The sequence below is a fragment of the Lysinibacillus sp. LK3 genome, from assembly GCF_001043675.1.
In the GTDB taxonomy this organism is placed as follows: domain Bacteria; phylum Bacillota; class Bacilli; order Bacillales_A; family Planococcaceae; genus Lysinibacillus; species Lysinibacillus capsici.
In genome coordinates, this window is the sequence record NZ_LDUJ01000014.1 from 365537 (window position 1) to 390825 (window position 25289).

The window sequence follows — 25289 nt, forward strand, 5'->3', positions numbered from 1 at the left end:
GAGGAAGCACTATGACTGTCATTGAAGCATTAAAAAAACGTCGAGCAATTCGTAATTACACGACACAACCAGTAGAGAAAGAAAAAATTGAGCAAATTTTACAGGCAGCAACCTATGCACCAAATGACCGGATGCGTGAGCCCTGGCATTTTTATGTCATTCAAGATGAAGCCATGAAGCGTTATGAAGAAATGGCAAGTGCTTATTTACAAGAACGCTTTCCCACGAAGCCAAATTTAGTGGAAAGTTCATTAAAGGTTGTACAAACAACCCCTGTAGCCATTGTGGTGACAGCTGACATAGTAGAAGGGGACACAGATGCGACAGAAGATAATGTCTTTGCTGTATGTAGTGCCATTATGTCTATGTGGTTGACAGCAGAGGAGCTAGGTCTTGGCTTTGTTTGGCGTACACGTGGTGTTGGCCTTGTACATGATCCTCGTATGCATACGTTTATTGGTGCAAGCGACGCTCAAAAAGTAGTTGGTACAATATTTATTGGCTACCCACAGGAGCAAGAACAAACCGACAAGAAACGAACACCGTTTGCAGAAAAGACAACATGGCTGTAAGGAGGCTATCAGCATGGCAAGAAAAGGCTTGTTTTTAGTATATACAGGTGAGGGTAAGGGCAAAACGACAGCATCTCTTGGCGTTACATTGCGTGCAGTTGGTCGAGGCTTAAATGTGCGTTATCTGCAGTTTATCAAATCCCCAGAACGTACTTATGGAGAGCAAATTGCCCTTCGTAAGCTAGGCGTAGAAATGGAACAAATGGGCATAGGTTTTACATGGACAAAAACACCTGAGGAGCATCGAGCTGCATTAGCCAAGGCTTGGAAAAAAACGAAGGCAGCTCTACAGGATGACAGCATTGATTTATTGGTCCTAGATGAACTCAACAATGCCCTAGCGATCACCAAGTTTCCAATCGATGATGTCCTTCCCCTAGCAGAAGTCATCGAGGCAATCCAACACCGCCCTTCTACAATGCATTTGGTTGTCACAGGACGAAGTGCGAATCCAGCATTACTAGCAATGGCTGATTTAGTGTCAACCATTGAGGCGACAAAGCATTACTATGATGAAGGGATTCCAGCGGTGAAAGGGCTCGAATTTTAAAGCCCTTTACAATTGCTGGAGGAAATACACACGAAGCGAAAACGAATACATGCGTTCTGCCATAGAATAATTACGGAGGAGAGTGACTATGCCAGCAAAATCAATCATGATTCAAGGAACAGCTTCCGATGTTGGAAAAAGTATGATTTGTACTGCACTATGTCGTATATTTTCAGATGATGGACTGAAGGTAGTCCCATTTAAATCACAAAATATGGCTCTTAATTCATTTGTTACAAAGGATGGCGGTGAAATCGGCCGCGCACAAGGGGTACAGGCAGAGGCGGCTCGTGTTGTTGCAACGACAGATATGAACCCTATCTTGCTGAAACCGAAGCAAGATATGATGTCAGAGGTTATCGTTCATGGTAAGCATTTTTTAAATATGGATGCCAAAAGTTACCGCAATAATTTTGTGCAAGAAGCGATGCCAATCGTAGAGAAATCAGTTCGCACGCTTCAACATACATATGATGTTATTGTCCTAGAGGGCGCTGGTAGCCCAGCAGAAATTAACTTAAAGGATCGCGATATTGCGAATATGCGAATGGCTCATTTAGCAGATGCAGCGGTAGTCCTCGTTGCTGATATTGATCGTGGCGGTGTCTTTGCCTCGATTGTTGGTACACTGGCATTGTTAGATGAGGAAGAACGAGCACGTGTTAAGGGATTAATTATCAATAAGTTTAGAGGCATGCGTGAATTACTGGATGATGGTTTGGCATGGGTGGAGCGCGAAACGGGTATTCCGGTACTTGGTGTGATTCCTTATGTCGATGTCAATATTGAAGCAGAGGATTCTCTTGCATTATCGTCACTACGTTTTAAAAAACCAAAGCCAGGCGAATTTGCTGTAGATGTAGCCATGATTCGTTTACCTCGTATTTCAAACTTCACCGATATTGATCCATTTTTCGATGAGCCTGAGGTGGGTGTACGTTTAATTGGTCATGTCAATGAATTAGGTACACCAGATTTACTCATTCTGCCAGGAACGAAAAGTACAATGGATGATTTAGCTTGGCTAAAAGCACAGGGCTTCGATCAAGCCATCACACATTTACGTGAGTACGGTACTAAAATTATTGGCATTTGTGGCGGTTTCCAAATGCTTGGTGAAACATTACTTGATCCAGAAGCAGTGGAGGGGAATGGTGAATCTGCAGATGGTCTTGGGCTATTACCGATGGAAACCATTTTTGTAGGCAATAAAAAAACGGTGCAAATGACAGGCGTAAGAGGGCAGGACATATTGACAGGCTATGAAATCCATCTAGGGCGTACAAAAATTTTACGTGGTGCGGTATCACCGTTTTTACTATTAGAGGATGGAAGAGAAGATGGTGCGGTTAGTCAAGATGAGCAAGTGATTGGCACATATTTCCACGGCTTGTTCCATAATCGTCCCTTTACCCGCCAACTCGTCAATGAAATACGAGTGAAAAAAGGGCTAGCAGCTTTACCAAGTGATGTGAAAAGTGACGCAGAACGAAGAGAAGATGCCTATAATATGTTAGCCGACCACGTTCGTGCAAATCTTGATATGAAAAAAATATATGAAATATTATCGTTAGAGGTATCTATATGACGAGAAAAGGACCGTTAGCCATTAACTATGAGGCATTATGGCAGGAAGGCATGAAGGACTGGCATGGCAATATGCCTGAACGAATGGTGAATGATCAGCTAGAGGAGCAATTTTGGGCCCAATCAGTGGCACGTAAAAAAGTGGGACAAACAGATCCTTATGCTGCATTGATTTTTCAGGAGCTTCAAAAAAAGATTGAACCTCAGCATTCTGTATTAGAAATTGGTCCTGGGTGGGGCAATTATACATTTCCATTAGCTGATAAAGTAAGGAAGCTCACATGTGTGGATAGCTCTGAAAGCATTTTGCATTACTTACAGCAGTGTATGCCGCAGGAGGAGCACGTTTCCTATATTCATGCAAAGTGGGAAAGTTTAGAGCATGATGAGATTGAACCACATGATATCGTCTTGGGCGTGAATTGTTTTTACCGAATGTATGAAATAAAAGCAGCTTTATATCACATGAATCGGCTGGCGAGAAAGCGTGCTATCATTGGGATGACGACAGGCCCCATTCAGCCACACTATGAAAAGTTATATGAAAAGTATGGTTATGACATTAAATTTCCGCGCAGAGATTATATCGAGTTTTTGAATCTACTCTATGAAATGGATATTTACGCGGATTGTCAGATTATCCCTCTAGAACGTGTCTATGAATATGAAAGCTATGAGCAGCTTGTGACAACGCAGAGTAAAAAAATATTAACGACGAATTTTCAGCGAGCCCATGTAGAAGAATCACTGCTACCTTTTATCGAAGAAAAGGATGGACGTTATTATTATCGTCATGATTTCCATGCGGCGCTTGTTTCATGGCAACCAAAATAATAAAGAAACCTTTGGAGAAACTGTACACCAAAGGTTTTTCTTATGGGAATGGATAAGGTACAATAAAATGATATAAATAAGAAGTGAGGTGGCTTATGTTGCAGCTACATTTTCTAGGGACAGGCGCAGGCATGCCTTCAAAAGAACGAAATACAAGTGCTCTGATGGTAAAGCTATTAGACGAAGTGAGTGAAATGTGGCTATTTGACTGTGGGGAGGCGACACAGCATCAAATCCTTCATACGTCGTTAAAGCCACGGAAAGTGACGAAAATATTTATTACACATTTACATGGGGATCATATTTTTGGACTTCCAGGCTTTTTAAGCTCGCGTTCCTTTCAAGGTGGGGATGAGCCGCTAACGATCTTCGGACCATCTGGCTTACAACAGTGGATTGAACAAACATTGGCCCTATCAAAAACCCATTTAACATATCCTTTACGCTTTGTAGAAGTACAAGAAGGCATTATTTTTGAGGATGCTCATTTTATAATTCATGCTAAGGAATTACGCCATGTTGTACCTTGCTATGGGTATCGTATCGAACAAAAGGATTTACCAGGCGAATTATTAATCGACAAAGCACAGGCACTTGGTGTTCCAAAGGGACCTTTACTAGGCCAATTAAAAAATGGCCACGATATTGTACTTGAAAATGGTGATGTGGTGCTTGCGAAAGACGTGGTGGCACCAGCCAAAAAGGGCTTTACATTGTCAGTCTTAGGCGACACGAAATATTGTGAAGAAGCAATCCAATTATCAATGGGCGCTGATATCATTGTCCATGAAGCAACTTTTGATGGTACAACAACAGATTTAGCAGCAAGCTACGGTCATGCAACAAATGTGGAGGCAGCAAAAGTCGCACAGCAAGCTGGAGCACACTATTTATTATTAAATCATTTAAGCGCACGTTTTCTTCCATATGACTTACCTCAATTTTTAGCTGAAGCACAGGGGATTTTTCCGAATACATTCCTAACAGCTGATCAAGCCGTATATACATGGCAACATAATAAATTATTTTGATATAGTTATTAAGTAAGAAACATCTATTAGAGGAGATTCTTCTAATAGATGTTTTTAGTTTATAGTCCTAAAGGTGTGTAGATAATTTTGTTTAAATATTACTGTTTAATCATGAGAATGATCCTTTTTTGCATGCCTCTACTAGTACAAAATAGTTAGATTTATCCTCCTTGCTTATCTATTCCAGAATTTTTACAAATTAATGACAATTTAAACTTCTTCAAAAATTATTATTTTATATTTAATAAATTGTTAATGAAATATATGGAAGTAATATTGTATGATGAAGTGGAAATAATCGTAATTTTTAGGGGGATCTCATCATGAGAAAGTCAATGAAATGGAAAATGCTTCTGGAGATTATGGGCATTGTGGTGTTCATTATAGCGGCATTTTCTATTTATGTTTATCAAGCTACATATAAAAGTGAAAAAAGCAATGGAGAAGCAATCGCCAACTCCATTGTCATGGGGTTGGAAGGAGCGATTCAATCTAGAGAAAAAGCAGAAGAAATTATGGAAAAAGAAATGATTGCCGAATCTGTAATGGCTTCTTACATCATTGACAAAGGTGCTACATATGAGGATTTAAAGGCCATTGCTGAGCGTGGTGGCATCGATGAGATTTGGAGTACAGATGATAAAGGGAATACAACGGTGACATCAGTAGCTCCAACTGTTGATTTTAACTTTGGCGCTGATCCAAACGGACAAGCTGCCGAATATATGCAACTTTTAGATGGAAGAGCGAAAGAAATTGTCCAAAAAGCACAAATTCGCGATGTCGATGATCAATTTTTCAAATTTGTCGGGGTAGGTAGCTGGAATCCAGCAACTCCACAAATTGTACAGGTGGCTCGCCATGGACAGCAGCTACTAGATTTAGAAGCAAGTATCGGCAGTGAATCTTATATAGATCAACTGAACAACTATTTATCCTCAACCGTATTATTCGCCGCTATTGTAGATAAAAAAGGCCAAGCCATTGCCGCTACAGCAAAACAAAATTTAGCGGATATTGGTTTTGAGCCAGCCCAATTTTCAGCACAAAAGTCGACTGAATTTTCAGGGCGCTACGATGGCACACGTGTCACGCAATATGTAAAGCCATTATCAAACGGTACATACTTAGCTATTATTGTATCCAATGCTATCCTCTCACAAATTTTGGTAGGCACAATTGTAGCTTCATTGATCGTTGTCTGTGTGATTTTCTTCACTACGGGCCTGTCTATTTCGAAACAAGTATCGCGTATTTTAAACGTGCGCAACTCCTTAGAGGAAATTAGTAAAGGAGAAGCAGATTTAACCAAGCGTATTCCAATCCATGCAAAGGATGAGATTGGCCAATTAGTGACGTCATTTAATGGGATGATGGATAATTTCCAACAAATTATGTGTGAGATAAAGCAAGGGGCCAATCAAATAAAAAAAGCTACCTATACAATTCAAGAAAATGCTCATGAAACACTTGAATCAGCCGCAATTATCCAAGGAGAATCTAGTCAGGTAGCTCAGGCCTCCTTTGCACAACAGAATAATACGGCAGACAGTGCGCATTCAATGGAGGAATTGGCGCGCAGCATTCAATATATTTCGGAATCCATAGCAGAAATTTCTAGTATTTCACGTAATACCGAGGAAAACGCAGATAATGGATTACAAATTATGCAGTCCTTACAAAAGCAATTAGTGACTGTTCATGAGAAAACGAATTTTGCGGTGATTGGAACACAGGAGCTTGAAAAACTATCTACAATGATCGGGGAATTTACCAATGTGATTACGGGAATTTCTGATCAAACGAATTTACTGGCATTAAATGCATCTATTGAAGCGGCGCGTGCTGGTGAAGCGGGGAAAGGCTTTGCCGTTGTAGCTGAAGAAGTTCGGAAATTAGCTGAAGATTCTAAGAGTGCGGCGGATAGAATCACCCAGGTGGTGATGAATGTCCAAAAGGAAACAGCCAATATTGTAGCAACCATCCAAGCAACAGCAGATGTCTTACATGCAGGACGTGCAATCGTACAAGAAGCACAGCAATCGTTTGAAGGAATTCATAATGATGTACAGGTGTTAGCAACACAAGTGGATTTAGTATCAAGCTCCACTGAGGAAATTGCTGCTAGTACAGAGGAAGTAACAGCTACCATGGAAGATGTTTCGCTCTTGGCTAAGCAGACATCGCAAAGTGTTGATGCCGTTGCTCAAAAGGCTAAACATCAAGCGGAAAATATGGAGAACATGACCGCATTTATCGACCAATTAAATACAACAGCGGAAAACCTCCAACTATCAGCAGGCAAATATAAAGTATAAAAGGAAAAATATAGTACGATAAATCACTAGATTCCCGTATAATTGAAAAAAGGGGTGTGGTTTAAATGAATCAACAAAAGATGCCGCCAGCATTATTACGATTAATCGTCATTTTTCCCAATGTGCTGAGCTATTTACTATTATTCGGTCTAATTATTTTTGTCATGACAAATTATGAAACATTAAAAGCAACAAATAATTTAACTGTGTGGATTATTTTTATTGTCGTATTAGCACCCGCTGCTGCCTACACGACTTTCAGCATCGTAAAGAAAATCCGAGCAGGGCATATGTAACTCAAAGTGTTGTTATTAGAGCATGTTCTAATAACAACACATTTTTTTTTGACAAATTGGGTTCAATCCTCTATATTTTTGTTAGTCATAACTAACATTTAGAGGGCGTGTAAAATGAAAAAAGATACAAAGGATAAAATTCTTGCCGCTGCAACAAGCTTAATGACTGAAAGGGGCTACTCCAATGTCTCTGTGAAAGACATTGCTTTAACTGCTGGAGTGAGTGAAATGACTGTTTTTCGTCATTTTGAAACAAAAATGGGGATTCTACAAGCTGTGCTAGATAGACATTCTTATATTCCATACTTTGAACAGTTATTTGCTCGAGATTTATCAGGAAATCTAGTGAATGACTTACAGCAAATTGCTAACGCTTATCTAGCTTTTATGGAAAAAAATAAAGCGATATTTCTCATTACTACACAAGATAGAAGTATACTACCAGGAGTAATGGAGCTTATTTCGGATAGCCAAACCAAACAATTATTAAAATTATTGGAAGGTTATTTTCAAGTCCAAATCCAACAGAGAAAGATGAAGGATATTGATACAAATGGGCAGGCCACTGTTTTTTTAACGAGCCTTTTCGGTTTCTTTGTATCCAATGCATTTTGGGATGATCATTTTTTAAAAAACCAAAAGGAAAGTTTTGTTGATCATTTAGTAGCTACTTTTGTGGGTGGAGTCTGTATTTAATGCTCCACTCTCAAAGCTTTCATATATTTTTTAAATAAAATGTTAGTTATAACTAACTAACAAAATAAAGGGGATTCAAACATGAAGGAAAAAAGAAATGTTATAGTAGCAATTTTACTATCTGCAGCATTTGTGTCTATTCTCAACCAGACTTTATTACTCATAGCGATGCCGCCCATTATGGAAGATTTTAAGATTCATGCTAACTTAGCACAATGGCTCACGACGGTTTATTTATTGACGAATGGAATTCTCATCCCCATTACAGCATTTCTAATCGGTCGTTTTTCAAATCGATTGCTGCTAATCGTTGCCCTCACGTTATTTAGTATCGGTACATTTTTAGGTGCCTTTGCACCAACTTTTACAATTTTGCTTCTCGCAAGAATTATTCAAGCAGCTGGAGCAGGGGTGATTATGCCGTTAATGCAAACGATTTTATTAACGATGTATCCAAAAGAAAAACGGGGTTCGATTATGGGGCTAGCGGGTCTTGTAACAGGTTTTGCGCCAGCAGTTGGCCCAACTTTATCTGGCTGGATTTTAGAACACCTTACATGGCGACATTTATTTTTTACTGTCCTACCTGTTTCGGTCATTGTGTTAACAGTAGCGACGATTTTTATGAAAAATGTAACGACTACAAAAGAGGGAAAGCTAGATGCTCTTTCAATCGTGTTCTCTTCATTAGGGTGGGGAGGTTTGTTATATGGTTTTAGTATTGCAGGAACAGCAGGCTTCCAGTCAATGCAGGTTGGTGTCACATTAGGGATGGGTGGGACGATGTTAGCTTTATTTATTAGGCGACAGCTACGATTACCCAAACCCATGCTTGAATTTCGTGTCTTTCAATCTACTATGTTCTCTATCACAACCTTCTTATCAAGTTTGGTCTATGCCATTATGATTGGTACACAAATACTATTAACCTTTTATATTCAAAACGTGCGTCAACTTTCTGCACTTGAAACAGGATTAGTTTTATTAATTGGTGCTCTAGTGATGGGCTTTATGTCTCCAGTGACAGGGAAGATTTTCGATAAAGTTGGAGGAAAGGGCTTAGCACTAGTAGGATTCACATGTATTTTTATTGGAACAAGTCTGCTTACAGTGATATCAATGAATACGAACCTTTTGCTACTGGCAGGGGTGTTTACGATGATTTCCTTTGGGATTTCAATGATTATGATGCCCCTAACAACGGCTGGCATGAATGCGTTACCTATATATTTAATGGCCCATGCAACAGCAATGACTAGCACATTGCGTATGGTTGGGGGTGCATTAGTGACGGCATTACTTGTAACCATCATGAGTACTGTGACTACTTTACAACATGAGTTGGGAGAAGCTGATGCGATGCTAAATGGTATTCGAACTGCTTTTATTGCCACAACGATTTTAAGTAGCATTGGACTACTATTGTCTCTATATGTAAGGAAAGGGCCAAGTACTCATTAACCTCTATTTCTAATACGCATAAAAATAGCCTAAATAGAGAAACTAAGGGGAGAAGAGGCTTCACGATTTTAGAAAAGAGGTGCTTTTTGTGGATCCAACAAATTGTGATTTTTCACCAATGAAAGAAACTTTAAAAGATGAGCTTCTCGAAGTGATCATGTCCTTACAGCAGAGTGTGCAGGAAATGGATACAGATGCAAATTGTCTCCTCGGTAATTTTGAGAAAATTAAAGAGAAGTTTATGACAATTGAAATGAAAGCTGCAACGTTCTATTTAAATTGTTATCTTTCCCCGTTTACTGAAAAGTATCCAGAGCTATCACACAGTGTGCAAAATATGTCTTTGAGAAGGCATGGTGGTTTAATTGTTATTCAAAGACAGGATGCTTTAGAGAATTTAATTCAGCCTGGTATTCATATTGGTGCAGATTTAACCCATTCTTTATTAGAATCTATTTTCTTCCCTGGTAATCCCCTTCACGATGGAGCGGTACTTGTCCATCAAAATCAAATTGAGTCAGCTGCCAATGTACTGCCATTGTCAGAGCGGTATACAGGGGAAAAGAAATTAGGAACAAGGCATCGTGCAGCGCTGGGATTGAGTGAGCAAAGTGATGCACTTGTAATGGTTGTATCAGAAGAAACGGGTAGAATTTCTTTTGCTCTTAAGGGCAATTTATATCCTGTTACAACACCTGGCATCATATAGGGGGTCTCCCTATGTTAAAAATATATCTTGAATTCAAGATATTTTTCTTGCGGAAGTATCACTTGCGTGGTAAAGTGATAACTGAAGGGAGGGTGAAGTCATGAGAAATCATACACTAGGCACCTTAACGTGGATTCGGATGATGCGCTTTACAACGCAAAGTAATCAGTTATCGAATGAATTTTTAAAACGTTTCGACTTAACGACAGCACAATTTGATGTGTTAATCCAGATTAAAACATATGCCCCGATTACACAGTCTCAATTAGCAGAAAAAGTAACTGTAACGCAAGGTGGCATGTCTCGCATGCTTGCCCGACTAGAAAAAGAGGGACTAATCGAGCGTAAACAAAATTGGAAGACGAAAACCATCTCATTGACATCAAAAGGGGAGCAAATGATTGATGCAGCAACACCTAGTCAACTTCACTTCCAGTCTTCGTTTTTTGAAGAAGTATTATCAGCTGAAGAAATTAAATCTTTATATATTGCGATGACAAAACTTGAAAAACATAGCCGAGAAAAAAAATTGCCGCCCGTGTAATTTTTTTTGTGAAATCACTTGCTTAGTCAAGTGAAAATAATGAGGAGGAACAATTATGATGAACAAATTAAGCGGACACCATCATATATCAATGCTAACGAAAAATGGTAAACAGAATAATCATTTCTACACAACTATTTTAGGGTTACGACGTGTGAAAAAAACGGTGAATCAAGACTCACCTTCCATGTATCACTTATTTTATGGAGACTTAACAGGAGCAGCAGGTACAGAATTAACATTTTTTGAAATGCCTGTTGCAGGACGTACAGTGCGAGGGACGAATGCTATTACACGTATTGGCTTACTTGTACCTAGCTTCGAAAGCCTACTATATTGGAAAGAACGCTTTCAGCAGCTAGAGGTAGAACATAGCGATATCACTACTTATGCAGGCAAAGAGGCTTTATTTTTTGAAGATCATGAAGGTTTACGGATGGTATTGTTAAACCACCAAGGACAAGAAACGCCTGCTCAATGGCAACCATGGGATGGAAATGATATACCGAAGGAACATCGTATTTTAGGCATGGGGACTATTGAAATCACTGTGCGATATTTACCAAGAACGGTCAATTTATTACAAGATTTATTTCACTATACAGTTATTGCAGAAAAGGACAAAGAAACGGTCCTACAATCGATAGAAGGGGAAGTACTTGGCGAGATTGTTGTCAAAGAATTAGAAGGACCAAGCGAGAAACCTGGTAAAGGCAGTATTCACCATCTTGCGTTACGTGTTGCAACTGTTGAAGAATTACAGCAATGGGATACCAAAATCAAGGAGCTTGGATTGGATAGTACTGGTGTGGTTGATCGTTATTATTTCCAAAGTCTATATTTTAGAGATCGTAACGGTATTTTATTTGAAATGGCGACAGATGGGCCAGGGTTTACGGTAGATTCAGCAGTGGAAGAACTTGGCAAAGAGTTAGACCTCCCGCCATTTTTAGAAGAGAGACGTTCAGAAATTGAAGCTATTTTAGAACCGCTTGAATAAGGAGAGATAACACATGATGGAAAAATATCGTATTGATCAAGCACAAGGACTCGAATTCGGACTGTACTCTTTAGGTGATCATATCCCTAATCCACTAACGGGCGAGCGTATTTCTGCTCAACAACGACTAAAAGAGCTAGTCGAGGCAAGTCAATTAGCAGAGCAAGCTGGAATTGATGTATTTGGTATAGGTGAAAGTCATCAGTCTTATTTTACAACACAGGCACATACGGTCGTGTTAGGTGCTATCGCACAAGCAACTTCGACTATTAAATTGTCTAGCTCCGCAACCGTATTAAGTGTTTCAGACCCTGTACGAGTATATGAGGATTTTGCCACAATTGATTTATTATCAGATGGTCGTGCAGAAATTGTAGCGGGACGTGGTTCACGTGTAGGTGCCTATCACTTATTAGGTGTTGATTTACAAGATTATGAAGAAATCTTTGAGGAAAAATTAGAGCTTCTTATGAAAATCAATGACGAGGAGCTTGTGACTTGGGAAGGGCAATTTAGAGCACCTCTCCACCATGCACAAATTTTACCGCAGCCAAAAAACGGCTCGTTGCCAATATGGCGTGCGGTGGGTGGACCACCTGCCAGCGCCATTAAAGCAGGCTATATGGGCATTCCGATGATGCTTACAACATTAGGTGGACCTGCTATCAACTTTAAACCATCAGTGGATGCCTATCGCGAAGCGGCAGAGCGCAAAGGCTTTGACCCAAATGAATTACCTATTGCCACAACAAGCTTGTTTTATGTAGCAGACACAACAAAAGAGGCATTGCAGGGCATGTATCCACATTTAAACGGTGGTTTCCAAGCTATTCGTGGTGGGGGCTATCCAAAGCAACAATTTGCACAAGCGCCTGATACACGTGATGCTTTAATGGTGGGCAGTAAAGAGCAAATTATTGAAAAACTACTTTATCAATACGAACTATATGGCATGCAACGCTTTATGGCACAAATCGATTTTGGTGGCGTACCATTCGAAAAATTGATGAAAAATATTGAAATCATTGGTAATGATATAATTCCAGCGATAAAAAAACACACAGCAAAATAAGGAGTGGCTCATTATGAAAATTGTCGCACTTGCGGGTTCTAATGTCGGCTCAAAGACAAGAACAGCTACACAAAAGTTAGTCGAGATGCTACAAGAAAAATACCCACAGCATGAAGTAACATTACTAGATCTTGCTGACTATCAGCTAGTTTTTAGTGATGGACGTAATTACTTTGAATATGAAGGCGATACAAAATATGTGACGGAAACCATTATGGCTGCAGATGCGATCGTTATTGGGACGCCAACATTCCAAGCATCTATACCAGCTACATTAAAAAACATCTTTGACCTTTTACCTGTCAATGCCTTCCGCGATAAAGTCGTCAGTGTTATTGTTACAGCGGGTACATCCAAGCATTATTTAATGGTGGAACAGCAACTAAAGCCGATCCTTGCTTATATGAAAGCGCACATCGTACCGACCTATGTATTTATAGAAGAAAAGGATTTTTTACGTAAAGAAATTGTCAATGATGATGTCCTTTTTCGTTTAGAACGGTTAGCAGAGGATACCGTGATGGTTACAGAGGCTTTTGCAGAAATTCGAGCCAAAAAAGATGCTGAATATGATTTTTAAAGATAAATAGAAGAAACGCTGTGAAGTAGTCTGACACAGCGTTTCTTTTTGTGTCAAGGCTAGCTATAAGTTCGTGACAATCATGATAAAAATAAAACCCAAATCACTTTGAGTTTTTAATAAAGGTGGTTAAGGGTAAATAGAGGATAGAACTGGTTCTTCTGTAGCTAACAAAGCCGTATACTTTCCATATGGAGAAATGGATATAGAAACTTCTAGTAGTTCCCAACGTTTTAAAATTAAAGAGTGTGTGTAGGAAACTTGAGATTTGAATATTGTTAGGGGCGATATAGAATCCCTACTAAAGTAATTAGATAGTGTAGTATACTTCAATGCAAATGATGGGAGAGATGGAAATGGAAAACGATTGGGATAAAGCTATAGGTTCTCTTTCTAAAATAAACGTTTTTTCAAATCCAAATAACGAGCCTGTTACCATAAGTGGTGAAGCTGATGATTTGAAATGTATAGGTGTTGGGACAGATGCGGCTGTTTTTCAAGCTCTTTCCGCCCCAGCGTATGCATTTAAACTATATGCCAAAGACAAAGTGCACAAAGTAAAAGTTGAAGCAAATGTGTATCAAATACTTGGAGATTCACCTTTCTTTTCAACATGCTTTGCTTCACATGACGAATACCTTGTTTTAAGTTACGAAGAAGGAAAAACGCTTTTTGATTGCATTCTACAAGGTATTCACATTCCAAAACAGGTTATAAATGAAGTAGAGGATGCAAGAGAATATGTTCGGAAGAAGGGCCTTAACCCTCGTGATATTCATTTGAAAAATATTTTGCTACAGAATGGAAGGGCAAAAATAATTGATGTCTCTGAGTACACACTACAGGGTAATGATCATCGATGGGAGCATTTAAAAAAAGGATATGAGCAATACTATCATTTAATTGATGGAAATTCTGTGCCGTTTTGGTTAGTAGAAACAATACGAAAGTGGTATAACCAACGTGGAAAGAATACTTCATACGAAGAGTTTACAAAAAATATTTTAAAGTTTCTATTAAAAAATAATTGAACTTACGGGAGCTCTTTTACGAGATGCTTTAATAGAAATAAAGAAAACAGACAACAAGATTTCATTGACTGTTTTAAAAACTACTTATTCGCTTATAATAGTAGGTTTATCGAATGAGACAATATCAATAATATGGTCTAAACAAACAATCTGATAATGGAATAGCTCCTTGTAGGAATAGATATCGAGAGCTATAGTTCCTTTACTTATAAAATCTAAATAAGTTGATTTTGTAAAAAGGCGTACTGAGTTACCCAAGAAATCATCTTCTTGATTGACAAAATGAAATGATTCGTCAAAAACAGTATAGGCTACATATGAATCGAATTCTATATGTATGACCGGTAATGTCTTATCAATTTCAATAGGATAGACATCATTTATAGTATATTCCTCAAAACTTAAATCCTCGCTTTCGGCGCTGACGGAAGCTCTAGAAATAGAAACTCTCAAAGAGTTTGTCCCTGGCTCTACTATATTATCTAAAAACAAATAACCTTTCCATTGCATTAAATCTTCATAGTTCATACAAATCACCCTTCTATATTATCACTTGAGATTATGGTCATTTTATAGTTAGAATTTCAAAATGTCAATTTTGAGATTGGTTGAATTAGAATAAAAATTTATTGATTATCAATAAAAAATAATTGACTTAGAATATATTTTGGATTTATGATTGTTACAGCGAGTTGTAGAAAGCTGCAGTGTAGGAATTAAACATAAAAATATTTAGGAGAGAAGAAAAAGTTATGAAAAAATATATTTTTGCATTAATGCCAATCATATTAGGCGTACTTAGTTTTTTAATCTTTATGGTGAAAGGGAGTAATGTAGCACCTGATGGTACATTAGAAGAACCATTCTTTCTTATTCCAATAGGATTTTTATTGTTAGTTATTGGATTTATATGTGTAGTAGGGGTGGCGTTAAAATCGGTTATTAAAAAGACACAATACGTTAAATAATAGATAAAACAACCAGGTCATACATAAGAGACTTGGTTGTTTTTAATATTTACTTAATAAAAGCACTACATTTGTGTGGGAGTTTTGTTTACACGATCTATGGAGTAGACTGATGATTTGATTGAACAACATAAATAGCTATTTTAGTTGACTGCAAAATTGTACTTGAAGGTTTTGCATGATAAGTTTGTAACTACCTTTTTTCAAAGCAGTCATCTTCGTTTAATGGTTGTACATTAATTTCATAAGAAAAACTTATGTTGATTGAGCTGAAAGATTAATAGTATTTTATGATAATCATTTTGCTTAACGCTACAGTTTTCATGAAGTTTATGGAATTGTGGTATGATTATTTTTAGAGAGTAGGGGGTCAATAAACATGGTATTTTCTCTTTTTAAAAAAAAGAAGGAACCACAGCAGCTAAAAAATAGAGTGGAGTTTTGTATCACTAATTTAGCACTTGGTGCGGCAGATGCGTATGATGTATTAGTAGAACGAGAAGATATTGAGATAGAGGAATCTGGTTGTACATCCCATTGTGAAATCTGTGAGCAAGGTATTTTTGCGATAGTAAATGGGGAAGTTGTGAAAGCAGATGACGCGGAGACATTGGTACAAGCTATTGATGAAGAATTAAAACAAAATCCACTTTTCTAATGAAAAAACAGCTTGCTGGAGCACAAGCTGTTTTTTGATGGAAATGTAATTACCAACCACGGACGTATTGTACGGGAGGCTGCACGTCTTCTCCTAGCTCTTTAGCTGCATGTAGTGCCCAGTAAGGGTCTCGTAATAAAACACGCGCTAAGAATATTAAATCTGCACGATTATTTTGGAGTATCTCTTCGGCTTGAATGGCTGTGGTAATAAGACCAACTGCACCAGTAGGAATATCAGCCCCATGCTTAATCGCTTCTGCATGTGGTACCTGATAGCCTGGAAAGACATTGATGGCTGCTGGTACAACGCCCCCTGTTGACACATCAACTAAATCAACACCTTGAGATTTCATCCAGCGGCTAAAAACAATAAAGTCATCCATTGTTGTACCATCTTCCGCATAATCTTCCGCAGAGACACGTACCAATAAAGGACCATCCCATACACTGCGAACAGCATCGATGACTTGACGTAGAATGCGATATCGATTTTCCTGTGAGCCCCCATATTGATCTTGACGTTTATTCGTAGCAGGTGATAAAAACTCGCTAATTAAATAGCCATGTGCGCCATGAATTTCTAGTACATCAAAGCCAGCCTTTGCGGCACGAATAGCTGCTTGTTTAAATGCCTCGATGACATAGTGAATGTCCTCTTCTGTCATTTCTGTTGGTGTTTTATAGTCTGAACTAAAGGCAATAGCTGATGGAGCAAAAATTTCGCCATCTACTGTTGCTTTGCGACCAGCATGTGCAAGCTGGATGCCTGTTTTAGCGCCGTACGCTTTCATCCCCTCAACTAATTGACTTAATCCTTCAATATGTGCATCATCCCAAATCCCTAAATCCTTATTTGAGATACGACCTTCTGGCACAACACCAGTAGCTTCTAAAATGATTAAGCCTACTTGACCAGCTGCACGTGTTGCATAATGGACGAAATGAAAGGGTGTTACCATGCCATCGTCTTGTGCTGAGTACATGCACATAGGTGCCATCACAACACGGTTTTTTAAGGTGATAGATTGCAATGTATAGGGTTCGAATAATTTACTCAAAATAAAGCCTCCTAATTCCTAGTGATACACTCTATTTTGCACATAATGCTACCCATTTGCAAGTGAACGAGATCGTGCCTCCGCTTCTTTAATGCAGGCTTCGATGGCTTCATTAAATTGATATTGCTCTAATGCCTGTATCCCTGCCTCCGTCGTGCCACCAGGACTCGTCACCTTTTTGCGTAAGACATCTGGTTCATCTAATGACTGCTTGAGCATCTCAGCTGTCCCCGCAAGTGTTTGAGTCATTAGCAAGCGCACCGTATCTTTCGATAAGCCTACCTTCGTCCCTACTCGTTCAAAAGCTTCCATTAAATAATAGATATAGGCAGGGCCGCTACCTGAAAGGGCTGTGACTGCATGTAACTGATCTTCATCGACTTCAATAACGGAGCCAACAGCCTCTAATAACTGGAGGAATAGGATACGCTGGTCTGCAGATACCTCGTTATTGAATGCAATGCCACTTGCTGACATGCCGATTGTAGCGGAAGTATTCGGCATCACCCTTGCTACTGGGCGACTCCCTAAAAATTCTGTAATTGTATCAATCGCAATGCCTGCTAAAATAGATAGTACAGCAGTGTGTGCCGTAAGTTTAGGCTTTAAATCACACATAGCAGCAATAGCATCTTTCGGCTTCATCGCTAAGATAATCAGATCTGCCTGTTGAAAAATCGCAGGATCAAACACACAATGGACACCATATGTTTCATGTAGGAAATGTAAGCGTTCCTTGTCTGAGCGATTGGTGACGTAAATTTCCTGTGGTGTGAACACCTTTTGTTTAATCCAGCCTTGCATCAATGCTTCCGCCATTGAGCCTGCACCGATAAATAAAATTTTTTTCATGAACAAAACCTCCAGTTCAAAATAAAAAAGCGCTCTCGTCCTTATCTAGAAGGACGAAAACGCTCTCGTTTCCGCGGTACCACCTTTGTTTGCCAATTGTTGGCACAACTCTTAGCCCTCTTATCGCAAGGGAAACGGTTATGTTTGCATAACTGCTCAGAAGTAGGTTCGGTAATGGGAGCGGGTGATGTTACTCTCAGCAAATGTAACACTCTCTAACACCTTCACCAGATACGTACTCGGCTTCTTCAATGCACATAAATAATTAGATTATTCAAAATTATAGTGAGGAATAAGCAACCTGTCAACAGGAGGATGACGAAAACAGAAAAAACTTGTAAAATAGAATGAATCAGTATTCACAAGTGCGTGAAAAGGGGGAGACAACTTTGTCTATATACAAAATAGAAATACCAACACCCTATGCAGTAGGAGATGTCAATGCATTTATTGTAAAAGGCGATGCACTTAGCATTTTTGATGTTGGCCCAAAAACAATGGAAGCCTATGATGCTTTAAAATGGGGGATTCGAGCAGCAGGCTTTGACATGCAAGATATTGAACAGGTTGTGTTAACCCATCATCATCCAGATCATGCGGGATGGGTCGATGCTTTTCCATATGCAGAAATTTTAGGGCATGCCTATAATGACAAATGGCTTCGTCATGATGAAGACTTTTTACGCTATCATGAACAATTTTACAGTGAACGTTTATTGGAGCATGGGGTACCACAAGAATATATTGCAAAAAGTGTCCATGTTCGTCGTGAATTGGAGCTTGTAGGGGAACGACCGTTAACGCAAATTTTGGCAGATGGAGATGAAGTTCCTGGGCATCCAGGATTAAAGGCAATCGAAACATTAGGTCACGCACAAAGTCACTTCATTTTTTGGGATGAAAAAACTCATCATGTGATTGGTGGAGATTTATTGCTTGAAAAAATAACGCCCAATCCATTAATAGAGCCACCATTGGATCGTACTGTAGGACGTACAAAATCTTTACTACAATATAATGCATCCCTTGAAATTCTACGTCAATTACCTGTCAAAATGATGCATACAGGGCATGGAGCAGAGCTAGAGGATATTCCGTTGTTAATTGATAAACGATTAGAGCGACAGCACCAACAATCAATGAAGGTTTTTGAATTATTAGGCGATGATCAATTAACAGTTGTCCAAGTAACAAAACGCTTGTATCCGGCTATCTTCCAGCATCAGCTTGGTTTAACTTTATCTAAAACACTTGGTCATTTAGATTACCTAGAGGCCAATGAGTATATTACGTCAACAAAGACAGAAGCAGGTATCTATTTATTTCAAAGGAAGTAGGTTTATACATGAAACATCCTAACAAAACAATCTTTGTGACAGGAGCTACAAGTGGGGTTGGCTTAAAAATCACTGAATTACTAGTAGCTCAAGGGCATATTGTTTATGCCACAGGTCGCAATGCCGTTGCACTAAAGGTGCTAGAGCGTTTAGGTGCTCAAGTGATCCAAGCGGATTTAACCAATCTACATACACTTGATGATGTTTGTGCGCAGCTACCACCGATTGATGTAGCGATTCTTTCAGCAGGTGTAGGGAAGTTTGCTGTAGCCCCTGCTTTACAGGATGAGGATATTGCGCAAATGATCGAATTAAATGTTAGCGTACCCATTTATCTTGCCAAACGATTAGCCTCTAAGATGATAGAGCGCAAACAGGGCCATTTAATATTCATTGGTTCTCAGGCTGGGAAGGTGGCCACACCAAAAGCGAGTGTCTATGCTGCGACGAAACATGCTATTGTCGGTTTTACCAATGGATTGCGTATGGAATTAGCTCCTTACAATGTAAAAGTGACAGCCATCCATCCTGGTCCCATTGATACACCATTTTTAGATAAAGCCAATGATACAAGTGGCTACCGAGAATCCTTAGGGCGCTTTTTATTGTCAGCGGAGGAAGTAGCTCAAGAGACAGTGAAAACGATTGATCGTCCTGTTCGTGAGATTAATCTACCTAGAATTATGGGATTGTCGAGTAAATTGTATGCATTAGCCCCTGCAACCATTGAATGGCTAGGCAAATCATTTTTCCATAAGAAATAACAACATTTGAAACTGTAAACATGCTTCACGTGCATGTCTACGGTTTTTTCATATTTACATATAATTGTAGCTATAGTAGTAAAAAGGAAGAGTTGAAAAGGAGACATAGATGTATACAATTGGTCAAGTTGCAAAATTTTTAGGAGTTTCTAGAGATACCTTAAAATTTTATGAAGAAAAGGGATTAGTAAAGCCCCAGCAAAATAGTGAAAATGGGTATAGAACATACAATCATTTTGATATATACGATATCACAACAATCAATTTTTATAGAGAAATTGATTTTGAAATCAAAAAGATTCAGGAATTGAGAAAAGGCAAGAGTATAGAGGGCATCCAATCATTGTTAGTAGAAAAAGAACAAGTAATGTTAGAGGAAATAGCTTATAAAAAGCTACAATTAAAAAAGCTCCAGCTTGTAAAAGAGGATTGTCAAAAAATTAGCCAATATCTAGGCACATATACTATAAAGGAAATGAAACCATTAGAAATAATGGGCGTAATAGAACATTATACAGCCTATGATGAATATGATTCGTTAAAAGAAAATGCAGACAGTATAAAGAAAGCGGTAATTCTTACTTCTTTAAGAAGAGTTATTAGATTCGATGATAGCGGAATGCTCGAAAATAAATTTATGGTTGTCAGGAAAGTAGAAAATAGCGATCATCCAATTAAAGGTGAAATTTTAGCGCATCCCAAATGTCTTTATACAGTTATTGAAGATGGGCGCTGGTCAACAGGTGGCAAAAATACAGACAATAAAGTAGAGGCTAGTATAAGAAAAGTAGCTAAGGAAAATGGCTATGAGCTTTTAGGGCTTGTTTATATCAACTTATTGCTTACCACTTATGAAGAAGGGCTTGAACGTATTTTTTTAGAAATGTATGTACCGATAAAATAAAGGCAAAATGGGTTTGACCTGTGAGCAACCCCTAGGTTTATGCTGAAGATATTCAGATGAAATGGGGGATCTACTTGCGTAGAAAAAAGAAATTAAAAAAACCAGTAGCAAGCTTTATTATTTTAACCAATATTATTTTTTGGCCACTTTTCTGTGTTGTAGGAGCCGTCAAGCTATTAGGCTATCCTACTTGGCTATTTGATACCGTACGCTGTCTATCGGCTTGGTCATCCACCTTTGCCTTTGCGTTACTATTTCCAAGAATCTATCCTGGGCAACGTTTTATCCACTTTGTCAAGCAAAAATTCAAAAACAAATTGTCACTTTCAGTAATTGTTTTAATCGTGATGATACAAACAGCTATCTTTATCATGATCTTGTTTCAAATCATGAATAATTATGAAGAAAACTCTATTTTTACGCTGTCTTCATGGGGCATGCTCAGTTTTTATTTTGTTAAAACGCTTTTGTCAGGACCACTGGGTGAGGAGTTAGGATGGAGGGGCTTTGCACTGCTGGAGCTGCAAAAGAAGTATTCGCCATTAATAGCTTCAATTATCATAGGCTTTTGGTGGGGAATGTGGCATTTACCGATATGGCTTACAACAGGGTTTATGGGAATGGATTTGATCAAATATAGCTTCTTCTTTATGTTAACGATTATAGCTACAACCATCATCATGACAGTATTTTATACGATCAATCAGAATTTAATCATTCCTATTATTATTCATCAGCTCTTTAATTTTTTTATCGGCTCCATTAATGGAAACCTAATTGATTTAATTATGTATAATGCCATTTTATATTCGGCGGTGGCCGTTCTACTTATTTTGATTAATCCTAAAAAAGTATTGTATAAGTTACAATCAGCCAAGTAACTAAAAAGAATCCAGTTTGTATCATGGATTCTTTTTTTCGTCCGTTGCTAAATTTATATAGTATACATTTATATATATAGTAAAAAAACGTTTTTTCGAGTGAATTGCCATGGATTTCTTGTCAACCTTATACAAGGAACGACTTACTTTTGACAATAAAAATAAAAGTCTATGAATTTATAAAAATACACTTGTATTTATTTTTATAACATGATACTATTCGTGTATAAACTTTTAAATGAATGTATAAACATACATATCGATAGAGCAATGGAGGCGCATTTTTAATGGCAAATAAAAAAGTAGTATTAGCTTATTCAGGTGGACTTGATACTTCGGTAGCAATTCCATGGTTAAAAGAACAAGGTTGGGACGTAATTGCAGTATGTCTTGACGTTGGCGAAGGGAAAGATCTTGAATTCGTAAAAAATAAAGCTCTTCAAGTAGGAGCGATTGAATCTTATATGGTGGATGCGAAAGACGAATTTGCTGAAGGGTATGCATTAATTTCTTTACAAGCACATACTTGGTATGAGCAAAAGTATCCATTAGTATCAGCACTTTCCCGTCCACTTATCTCGAAAAAACTAGTAGAGATTGCTAATCAAGTAGGCGCAGATGCTGTTGCGCATGGTTGCACAGGTAAAGGGAATGACCAAGTTCGTTTTGAAGTATCGATTAAAGCATTAAATCCAGATTTAGAGGTATTAGCACCAGTACGTGAGTGGGGCTGGAGCCGTGATGAGGAAATCGAATATGCAATGAAGCATAATGTACCGATTCCTGCAACATTGGATTCACCATTCTCAATCGACCAAAACCTATGGGGCCGTGCGAATGAAGCTGGCATCATGGAAGACCCATGGGTGTCACCACCAGAAGAAGCTTATGGCTTAACTGTTTCTGTTGAAAATGCACCGAATGAAGCAGAGTATGTGGAAATCGAGTTTGTAGCTGGTAAACCAGTAGCATTAAACGGAAAAGAAATGAAGCTTGCTGATTTAATTCAAGAATTAAATGCAGTAGCAGGTGCTCATGGTGTAGGACGTATCGATCACGTTGAAAATCGTTTAGTTGGTATTAAATCTCGTGAGGTTTATGAAATTCCAGGTGCAAAAGTGCTGTTAACAGCGCATAAAGAGCTTGAGGACTTAACGCTTGTAAAAGAATTAGCACACTTCAAGCCAGTAATCGAGAAAAAACTATCCGAATTAATTTACGACGGTCTATGGTTCTCACCATTACGTGATGCTCTGGAAGCATTCCTTGCGCAAACACAACAATATGTGAATGGTACAGTACGTGTGAAACTATTTAAAGGACATGCGATTGTAGAAGGACGTAAATCACCAAATTCATTATACAGTGAAAAGCTAGCAACATACTCGAAGGAAGATCAATTCAATCATGCTTCCGCTGTAGGCTTTATCGAGTTATGGGGTCTACCAACTGTAGTGAACTCATCTGTGAATAAAAAGTAATGTTGAACAAGCAAGGTGTGGTGAGGCATTTGTGCTTTTACTACACCTTTTGATAAGTAATCGAGGAAAAGGTGAGCTGACATGACAAAACTTTGGGGTGGACGTTTCCAAAAATCAGCAGAAGCATGGGTAGACGAATTTGGCGCATCTATTGGCTTTGACCAGCAACTTGTGCTAGAGGACCTTGAAGGTAGTGTTGCACATGTCACAATGCTTGGTGCTACAGGAATTTTACCAGCAGCTGATGTAGAGGCCATACTAGGTGGTCTTGCCCAATTAAAAGATAAGGCAATCGCAGGTGAGCTTGAATTTAGCGTTGCCAATGAAGATATACACTTAAATTTAGAAAAAATGTTAATTGATTTAATAGGTCCTGTCGGTGGCAAACTACATACAGGACGTAGCCGAAATGACCAAGTAGCAACGGATATGCATCTTTTCTTGAAAAAGCGTGTGCAGGAAGCAATTGATTTAATTGTGACGTTCCAACAAACACTATTAGACAAAGCACAAGAGCATATTGAAACGATTGCACCAGGTTATACGCATCTACAACGTGCACAGCCAATCTCCTTTGCACACCATTTAATGGCTTATTTTTGGATGCTAGAGCGTGATAAACAACGTTTTACAGAATCCATAAAACGTATTGATATTTTACCTTTAGGTGCTGGGGCAATGGCAGGGACAACTTTCCCGATTGACCGTTTAAAATCAGCAGAGTTATTAGGGTTTAGCGAGGTTTACGCAAACTCCATGGATGCTGTAAGTGATCGTGATTTTATCGTGGAATTTTTAAGTCATTCCTCCTTACTTATGGCGCATTTATCACGCTTTGCTGAGGAAATTATTATCTGGTCTACAGATGAATTTAAATTTATCGAACTGGATGATGCCTTCTCAACAGGTTCTTCGATTATGCCACAAAAGAAAAACCCAGATATGGCAGAGCTTATTCGTGGTAAAACAGGGCGTGTTTATGGGAATCTAATGGGCTTATTAACGGTGTTAAAAGGCACACCATTAACATATAACAAAGATATGCAGGAGGACAAAGAGGGGATGTTTGACACTGTTCATACGATTCTTGGTTCACTTAAAATCTTTGAAGGTATGGTTCGTACAATGACTGTCAACACGGAACGCTTACATCAGGCTGTTCACGCTGATTTTTCAAATGCAACGGAGCTAGCAGATTATCTTGCTACAAAGGGGATGCCATTCCGTGAGGCACATGAGGTGACTGGTAAGCTTGTCTTTACATGTATTCAAAAGGGCATTTATTTATTAGACTTGCCATTGGAAGAAATGCAGCAAGAAAGTACGTTAATTGAAGCGGATATTTATGATGTACTAGCGCCAGAAGCTGCTGTTCGTCGCCGCCATTCCTTAGGTGGTACTGGCTTTGAACAAGTAAAAATCCAAATTGAAAAAGCGAAAGCCTGTCTTGTAGCCATTTAATTTTTGCGTGCATGTCCTTGTGACTTTTTGCATAGATATTCATTAAAGCTGTCCTGTGAGGCACTATGAAAACCTTTATCCTTTTTCAACTGAGCCAGAGGGTGACGTGAAGAAGAGAACCTTACATATGTGAAGGACAATCCCCAATTCTGGAGACGCGGAATTGGGGTTTTTGTATAAGTAAATGTAGGAGGGATGAAGAAATGAATGAACGTTTTACAAAGGGGCTCGAAACAATTAAACAATATGTGACAGAAGAAGAAGCAGCACGGATGATTGAATCCGATGCATTAGCCGATATAGCACCCGATTTACGCAAAATGATTATTGAATTTGCTTACGGTGATGTCTATGCACGGCCTGGGCTGGATGCAAAGAGTCGAGCACTCGTCGTGATAACAGCGGTAGTTACACAAGGTGCTGCACCACAAACCAAAACGCATATTCAGCGTGGATTACATGCAGGCTTGACACAGACAGAAGTGGTCGAGGCACTTTTACAATTAGCACCCTACATCGGTTTTCCAAGAGTGCAAAATGCTTTAACGATAGCCCAACAACTCTTTGCAGAGAAAAGCTAAAGCATGTATAAAAAATAGAAGAAGGCTCATAATAAGAGAGGAACCACTTATTAATCTAATC

The 25289-nt window shown here is 38.7% G+C and carries 27 protein-coding genes; 24 read left to right on the plus strand and 3 right to left on the minus strand.

Features of this window, described 5'->3' with window-relative positions; all coding sequences use genetic code 11:
* The first annotated feature begins 11 nt into the window (after positions 1-11).
* The 15 genes from VK91_RS09740 (at position 12) to VK91_RS09810 (ending at position 14281) form a co-directional block, all read left to right on the plus strand.
* A complete protein-coding gene (locus tag VK91_RS09740; RefSeq protein ID WP_048392353.1) occupies positions 12-572 on the plus strand; it encodes a nitroreductase in 561 nt (186 codons plus the stop codon).
* A gap of 13 nt (positions 573-585) precedes the next feature.
* Positions 586-1122 carry a cob(I)yrinic acid a,c-diamide adenosyltransferase gene (locus tag VK91_RS09745; RefSeq protein ID WP_048392354.1) on the plus strand — a complete coding sequence of 179 codons (537 nt, stop codon included), beginning with the start codon at positions 586-588 and terminating at the stop codon, positions 1120-1122.
* Positions 1123-1210: 88 nt separating this feature from the next.
* Entirely contained in the window at positions 1211-2710 is a 1500-nt protein-coding gene (locus VK91_RS09750) for a cobyric acid synthase (RefSeq protein WP_048392355.1), read from the plus strand.
* Positions 2707-3543 carry a class I SAM-dependent methyltransferase gene (locus VK91_RS09755; RefSeq protein WP_048392356.1) on the plus strand — a complete coding sequence of 279 codons (837 nt, stop codon included), beginning with the start codon at positions 2707-2709 and terminating at the stop codon, positions 3541-3543. The genes VK91_RS09750 and VK91_RS09755 overlap by 4 nt, the downstream gene beginning before the upstream one ends.
* A gap of 98 nt (positions 3544-3641) precedes the next feature.
* Positions 3642-4574: a ribonuclease Z gene (gene rnz, locus VK91_RS09760; protein ID WP_048392357.1), complete on the plus strand. Its 933-nt coding sequence runs from the start codon at positions 3642-3644 to the stop codon at positions 4572-4574.
* Positions 4575-4897: 323 nt separating this feature from the next.
* Entirely contained in the window at positions 4898-6892 is a 1995-nt protein-coding gene (locus tag VK91_RS09765; protein ID WP_048392358.1) for a methyl-accepting chemotaxis protein, read from the plus strand.
* Positions 6893-6957: 65 nt separating this feature from the next.
* Positions 6958-7188 (plus strand): hypothetical protein, encoded by a 231-nt coding sequence (locus tag VK91_RS09770; RefSeq protein ID WP_009370265.1) that lies wholly within the window; start codon positions 6958-6960, stop codon positions 7186-7188.
* A 114-nt stretch (positions 7189-7302) separates the two neighbouring features.
* Positions 7303-7884, plus strand: a complete 582-nt coding sequence (locus VK91_RS09775; protein WP_048392359.1) for a TetR/AcrR family transcriptional regulator — start codon at positions 7303-7305, stop codon at positions 7882-7884.
* Positions 7885-7965: 81 nt separating this feature from the next.
* Positions 7966-9345, plus strand: coding sequence for an MDR family MFS transporter (locus VK91_RS09780; protein ID WP_048392360.1), 1380 nt, complete (start codon positions 7966-7968; stop codon positions 9343-9345).
* A gap of 88 nt (positions 9346-9433) precedes the next feature.
* Entirely contained in the window at positions 9434-10054 is a 621-nt protein-coding gene (gene cdaS / locus VK91_RS09785) for a sporulation-specific diadenylate cyclase CdaS (protein ID WP_054549207.1), read from the plus strand.
* Positions 10055-10154: 100 nt separating this feature from the next.
* On the plus strand, positions 10155-10598 hold the full coding sequence (locus VK91_RS09790) for a MarR family winged helix-turn-helix transcriptional regulator (protein ID WP_048392361.1): 444 nt from the start codon (positions 10155-10157) through the stop codon (positions 10596-10598).
* Positions 10599-10656: 58 nt separating this feature from the next.
* A complete protein-coding gene (locus VK91_RS09795; protein WP_048392696.1) occupies positions 10657-11598 on the plus strand; it encodes a ring-cleaving dioxygenase in 942 nt (313 codons plus the stop codon).
* 16 nt (positions 11599-11614) lie between these two features.
* On the plus strand, positions 11615-12670 hold the full coding sequence (locus VK91_RS09800; RefSeq protein WP_036218710.1) for an LLM class flavin-dependent oxidoreductase: 1056 nt from the start codon (positions 11615-11617) through the stop codon (positions 12668-12670).
* A 13-nt stretch (positions 12671-12683) separates the two neighbouring features.
* The gene (locus tag VK91_RS09805; protein WP_048392362.1) at positions 12684-13250 is read left to right on the plus strand and encodes an NADPH-dependent FMN reductase; all 567 of its coding nucleotides are present in this window, start codon (positions 12684-12686) and stop codon (positions 13248-13250) included.
* A gap of 356 nt (positions 13251-13606) precedes the next feature.
* Entirely contained in the window at positions 13607-14281 is a 675-nt protein-coding gene (locus tag VK91_RS09810) for a serine/threonine protein kinase (RefSeq protein WP_048392363.1), read from the plus strand.
* An 84-nt stretch (positions 14282-14365) separates the two neighbouring features.
* Here the strand turns inward: VK91_RS09810 and VK91_RS09815 are convergent, their stop codons facing one another.
* Positions 14366-14809, minus strand: a complete 444-nt coding sequence (locus VK91_RS09815) for a hypothetical protein (RefSeq protein WP_048392364.1) — start codon at positions 14807-14809, stop codon at positions 14366-14368.
* A 224-nt stretch (positions 14810-15033) separates the two neighbouring features.
* Between VK91_RS09815 and VK91_RS09820 the strand changes: the two genes are divergently transcribed.
* Positions 15034-15249 carry a DUF3955 domain-containing protein gene (locus VK91_RS09820; protein ID WP_048392365.1) on the plus strand — a complete coding sequence of 72 codons (216 nt, stop codon included), beginning with the start codon at positions 15034-15036 and terminating at the stop codon, positions 15247-15249.
* Positions 15250-15628: 379 nt separating this feature from the next.
* A complete protein-coding gene (locus VK91_RS09825) occupies positions 15629-15907 on the plus strand; it encodes a DUF1450 domain-containing protein (protein WP_048392366.1) in 279 nt (92 codons plus the stop codon).
* A gap of 49 nt (positions 15908-15956) precedes the next feature.
* Here the strand turns inward: VK91_RS09825 and namA are convergent, their stop codons facing one another.
* Both namA and proC read right to left on the minus strand, forming a co-directional pair.
* Positions 15957-16967 (minus strand): NADPH dehydrogenase NamA, encoded by a 1011-nt coding sequence (gene namA / locus VK91_RS09830; protein ID WP_048392367.1) that lies wholly within the window; start codon positions 16965-16967, stop codon positions 15957-15959.
* 48 nt (positions 16968-17015) lie between these two features.
* Positions 17016-17819, minus strand: coding sequence for a pyrroline-5-carboxylate reductase (gene proC / locus VK91_RS09835; RefSeq protein WP_004231357.1), 804 nt, complete (start codon positions 17817-17819; stop codon positions 17016-17018).
* A 347-nt stretch (positions 17820-18166) separates the two neighbouring features.
* Between proC and VK91_RS09840 the strand changes: the two genes are divergently transcribed.
* The 7 genes from VK91_RS09840 to VK91_RS09870 all read left to right on the plus strand — a co-directional run bounded on the left by VK91_RS09840 (position 18167) and on the right by VK91_RS09870 (position 25228).
* Positions 18167-19156, plus strand: a complete 990-nt coding sequence (locus VK91_RS09840) for an MBL fold metallo-hydrolase (protein WP_197078712.1) — start codon at positions 18167-18169, stop codon at positions 19154-19156.
* Positions 19157-19164: 8 nt separating this feature from the next.
* On the plus strand, positions 19165-19920 hold the full coding sequence (locus tag VK91_RS09845) for an SDR family oxidoreductase (RefSeq protein ID WP_048392368.1): 756 nt from the start codon (positions 19165-19167) through the stop codon (positions 19918-19920).
* 109 nt (positions 19921-20029) lie between these two features.
* A complete protein-coding gene (locus tag VK91_RS09850) occupies positions 20030-20824 on the plus strand; it encodes a MerR family transcriptional regulator (RefSeq protein ID WP_048392369.1) in 795 nt (264 codons plus the stop codon).
* A 74-nt stretch (positions 20825-20898) separates the two neighbouring features.
* Positions 20899-21705 (plus strand): CPBP family intramembrane glutamic endopeptidase, encoded by an 807-nt coding sequence (locus tag VK91_RS09855; protein WP_048392370.1) that lies wholly within the window; start codon positions 20899-20901, stop codon positions 21703-21705.
* Between the two features lie 287 nt (positions 21706-21992).
* The gene (locus VK91_RS09860; RefSeq protein ID WP_004231366.1) at positions 21993-23186 is read left to right on the plus strand and encodes an argininosuccinate synthase; all 1194 of its coding nucleotides are present in this window, start codon (positions 21993-21995) and stop codon (positions 23184-23186) included.
* An 81-nt stretch (positions 23187-23267) separates the two neighbouring features.
* Positions 23268-24647, plus strand: a complete 1380-nt coding sequence (argH, locus tag VK91_RS09865) for an argininosuccinate lyase (protein ID WP_009370279.1) — start codon at positions 23268-23270, stop codon at positions 24645-24647.
* Positions 24648-24850: 203 nt separating this feature from the next.
* Entirely contained in the window at positions 24851-25228 is a 378-nt protein-coding gene (locus VK91_RS09870) for a carboxymuconolactone decarboxylase family protein (protein ID WP_048392371.1), read from the plus strand.
* Positions 25229-25289: the final 61 nt, after the last annotated feature.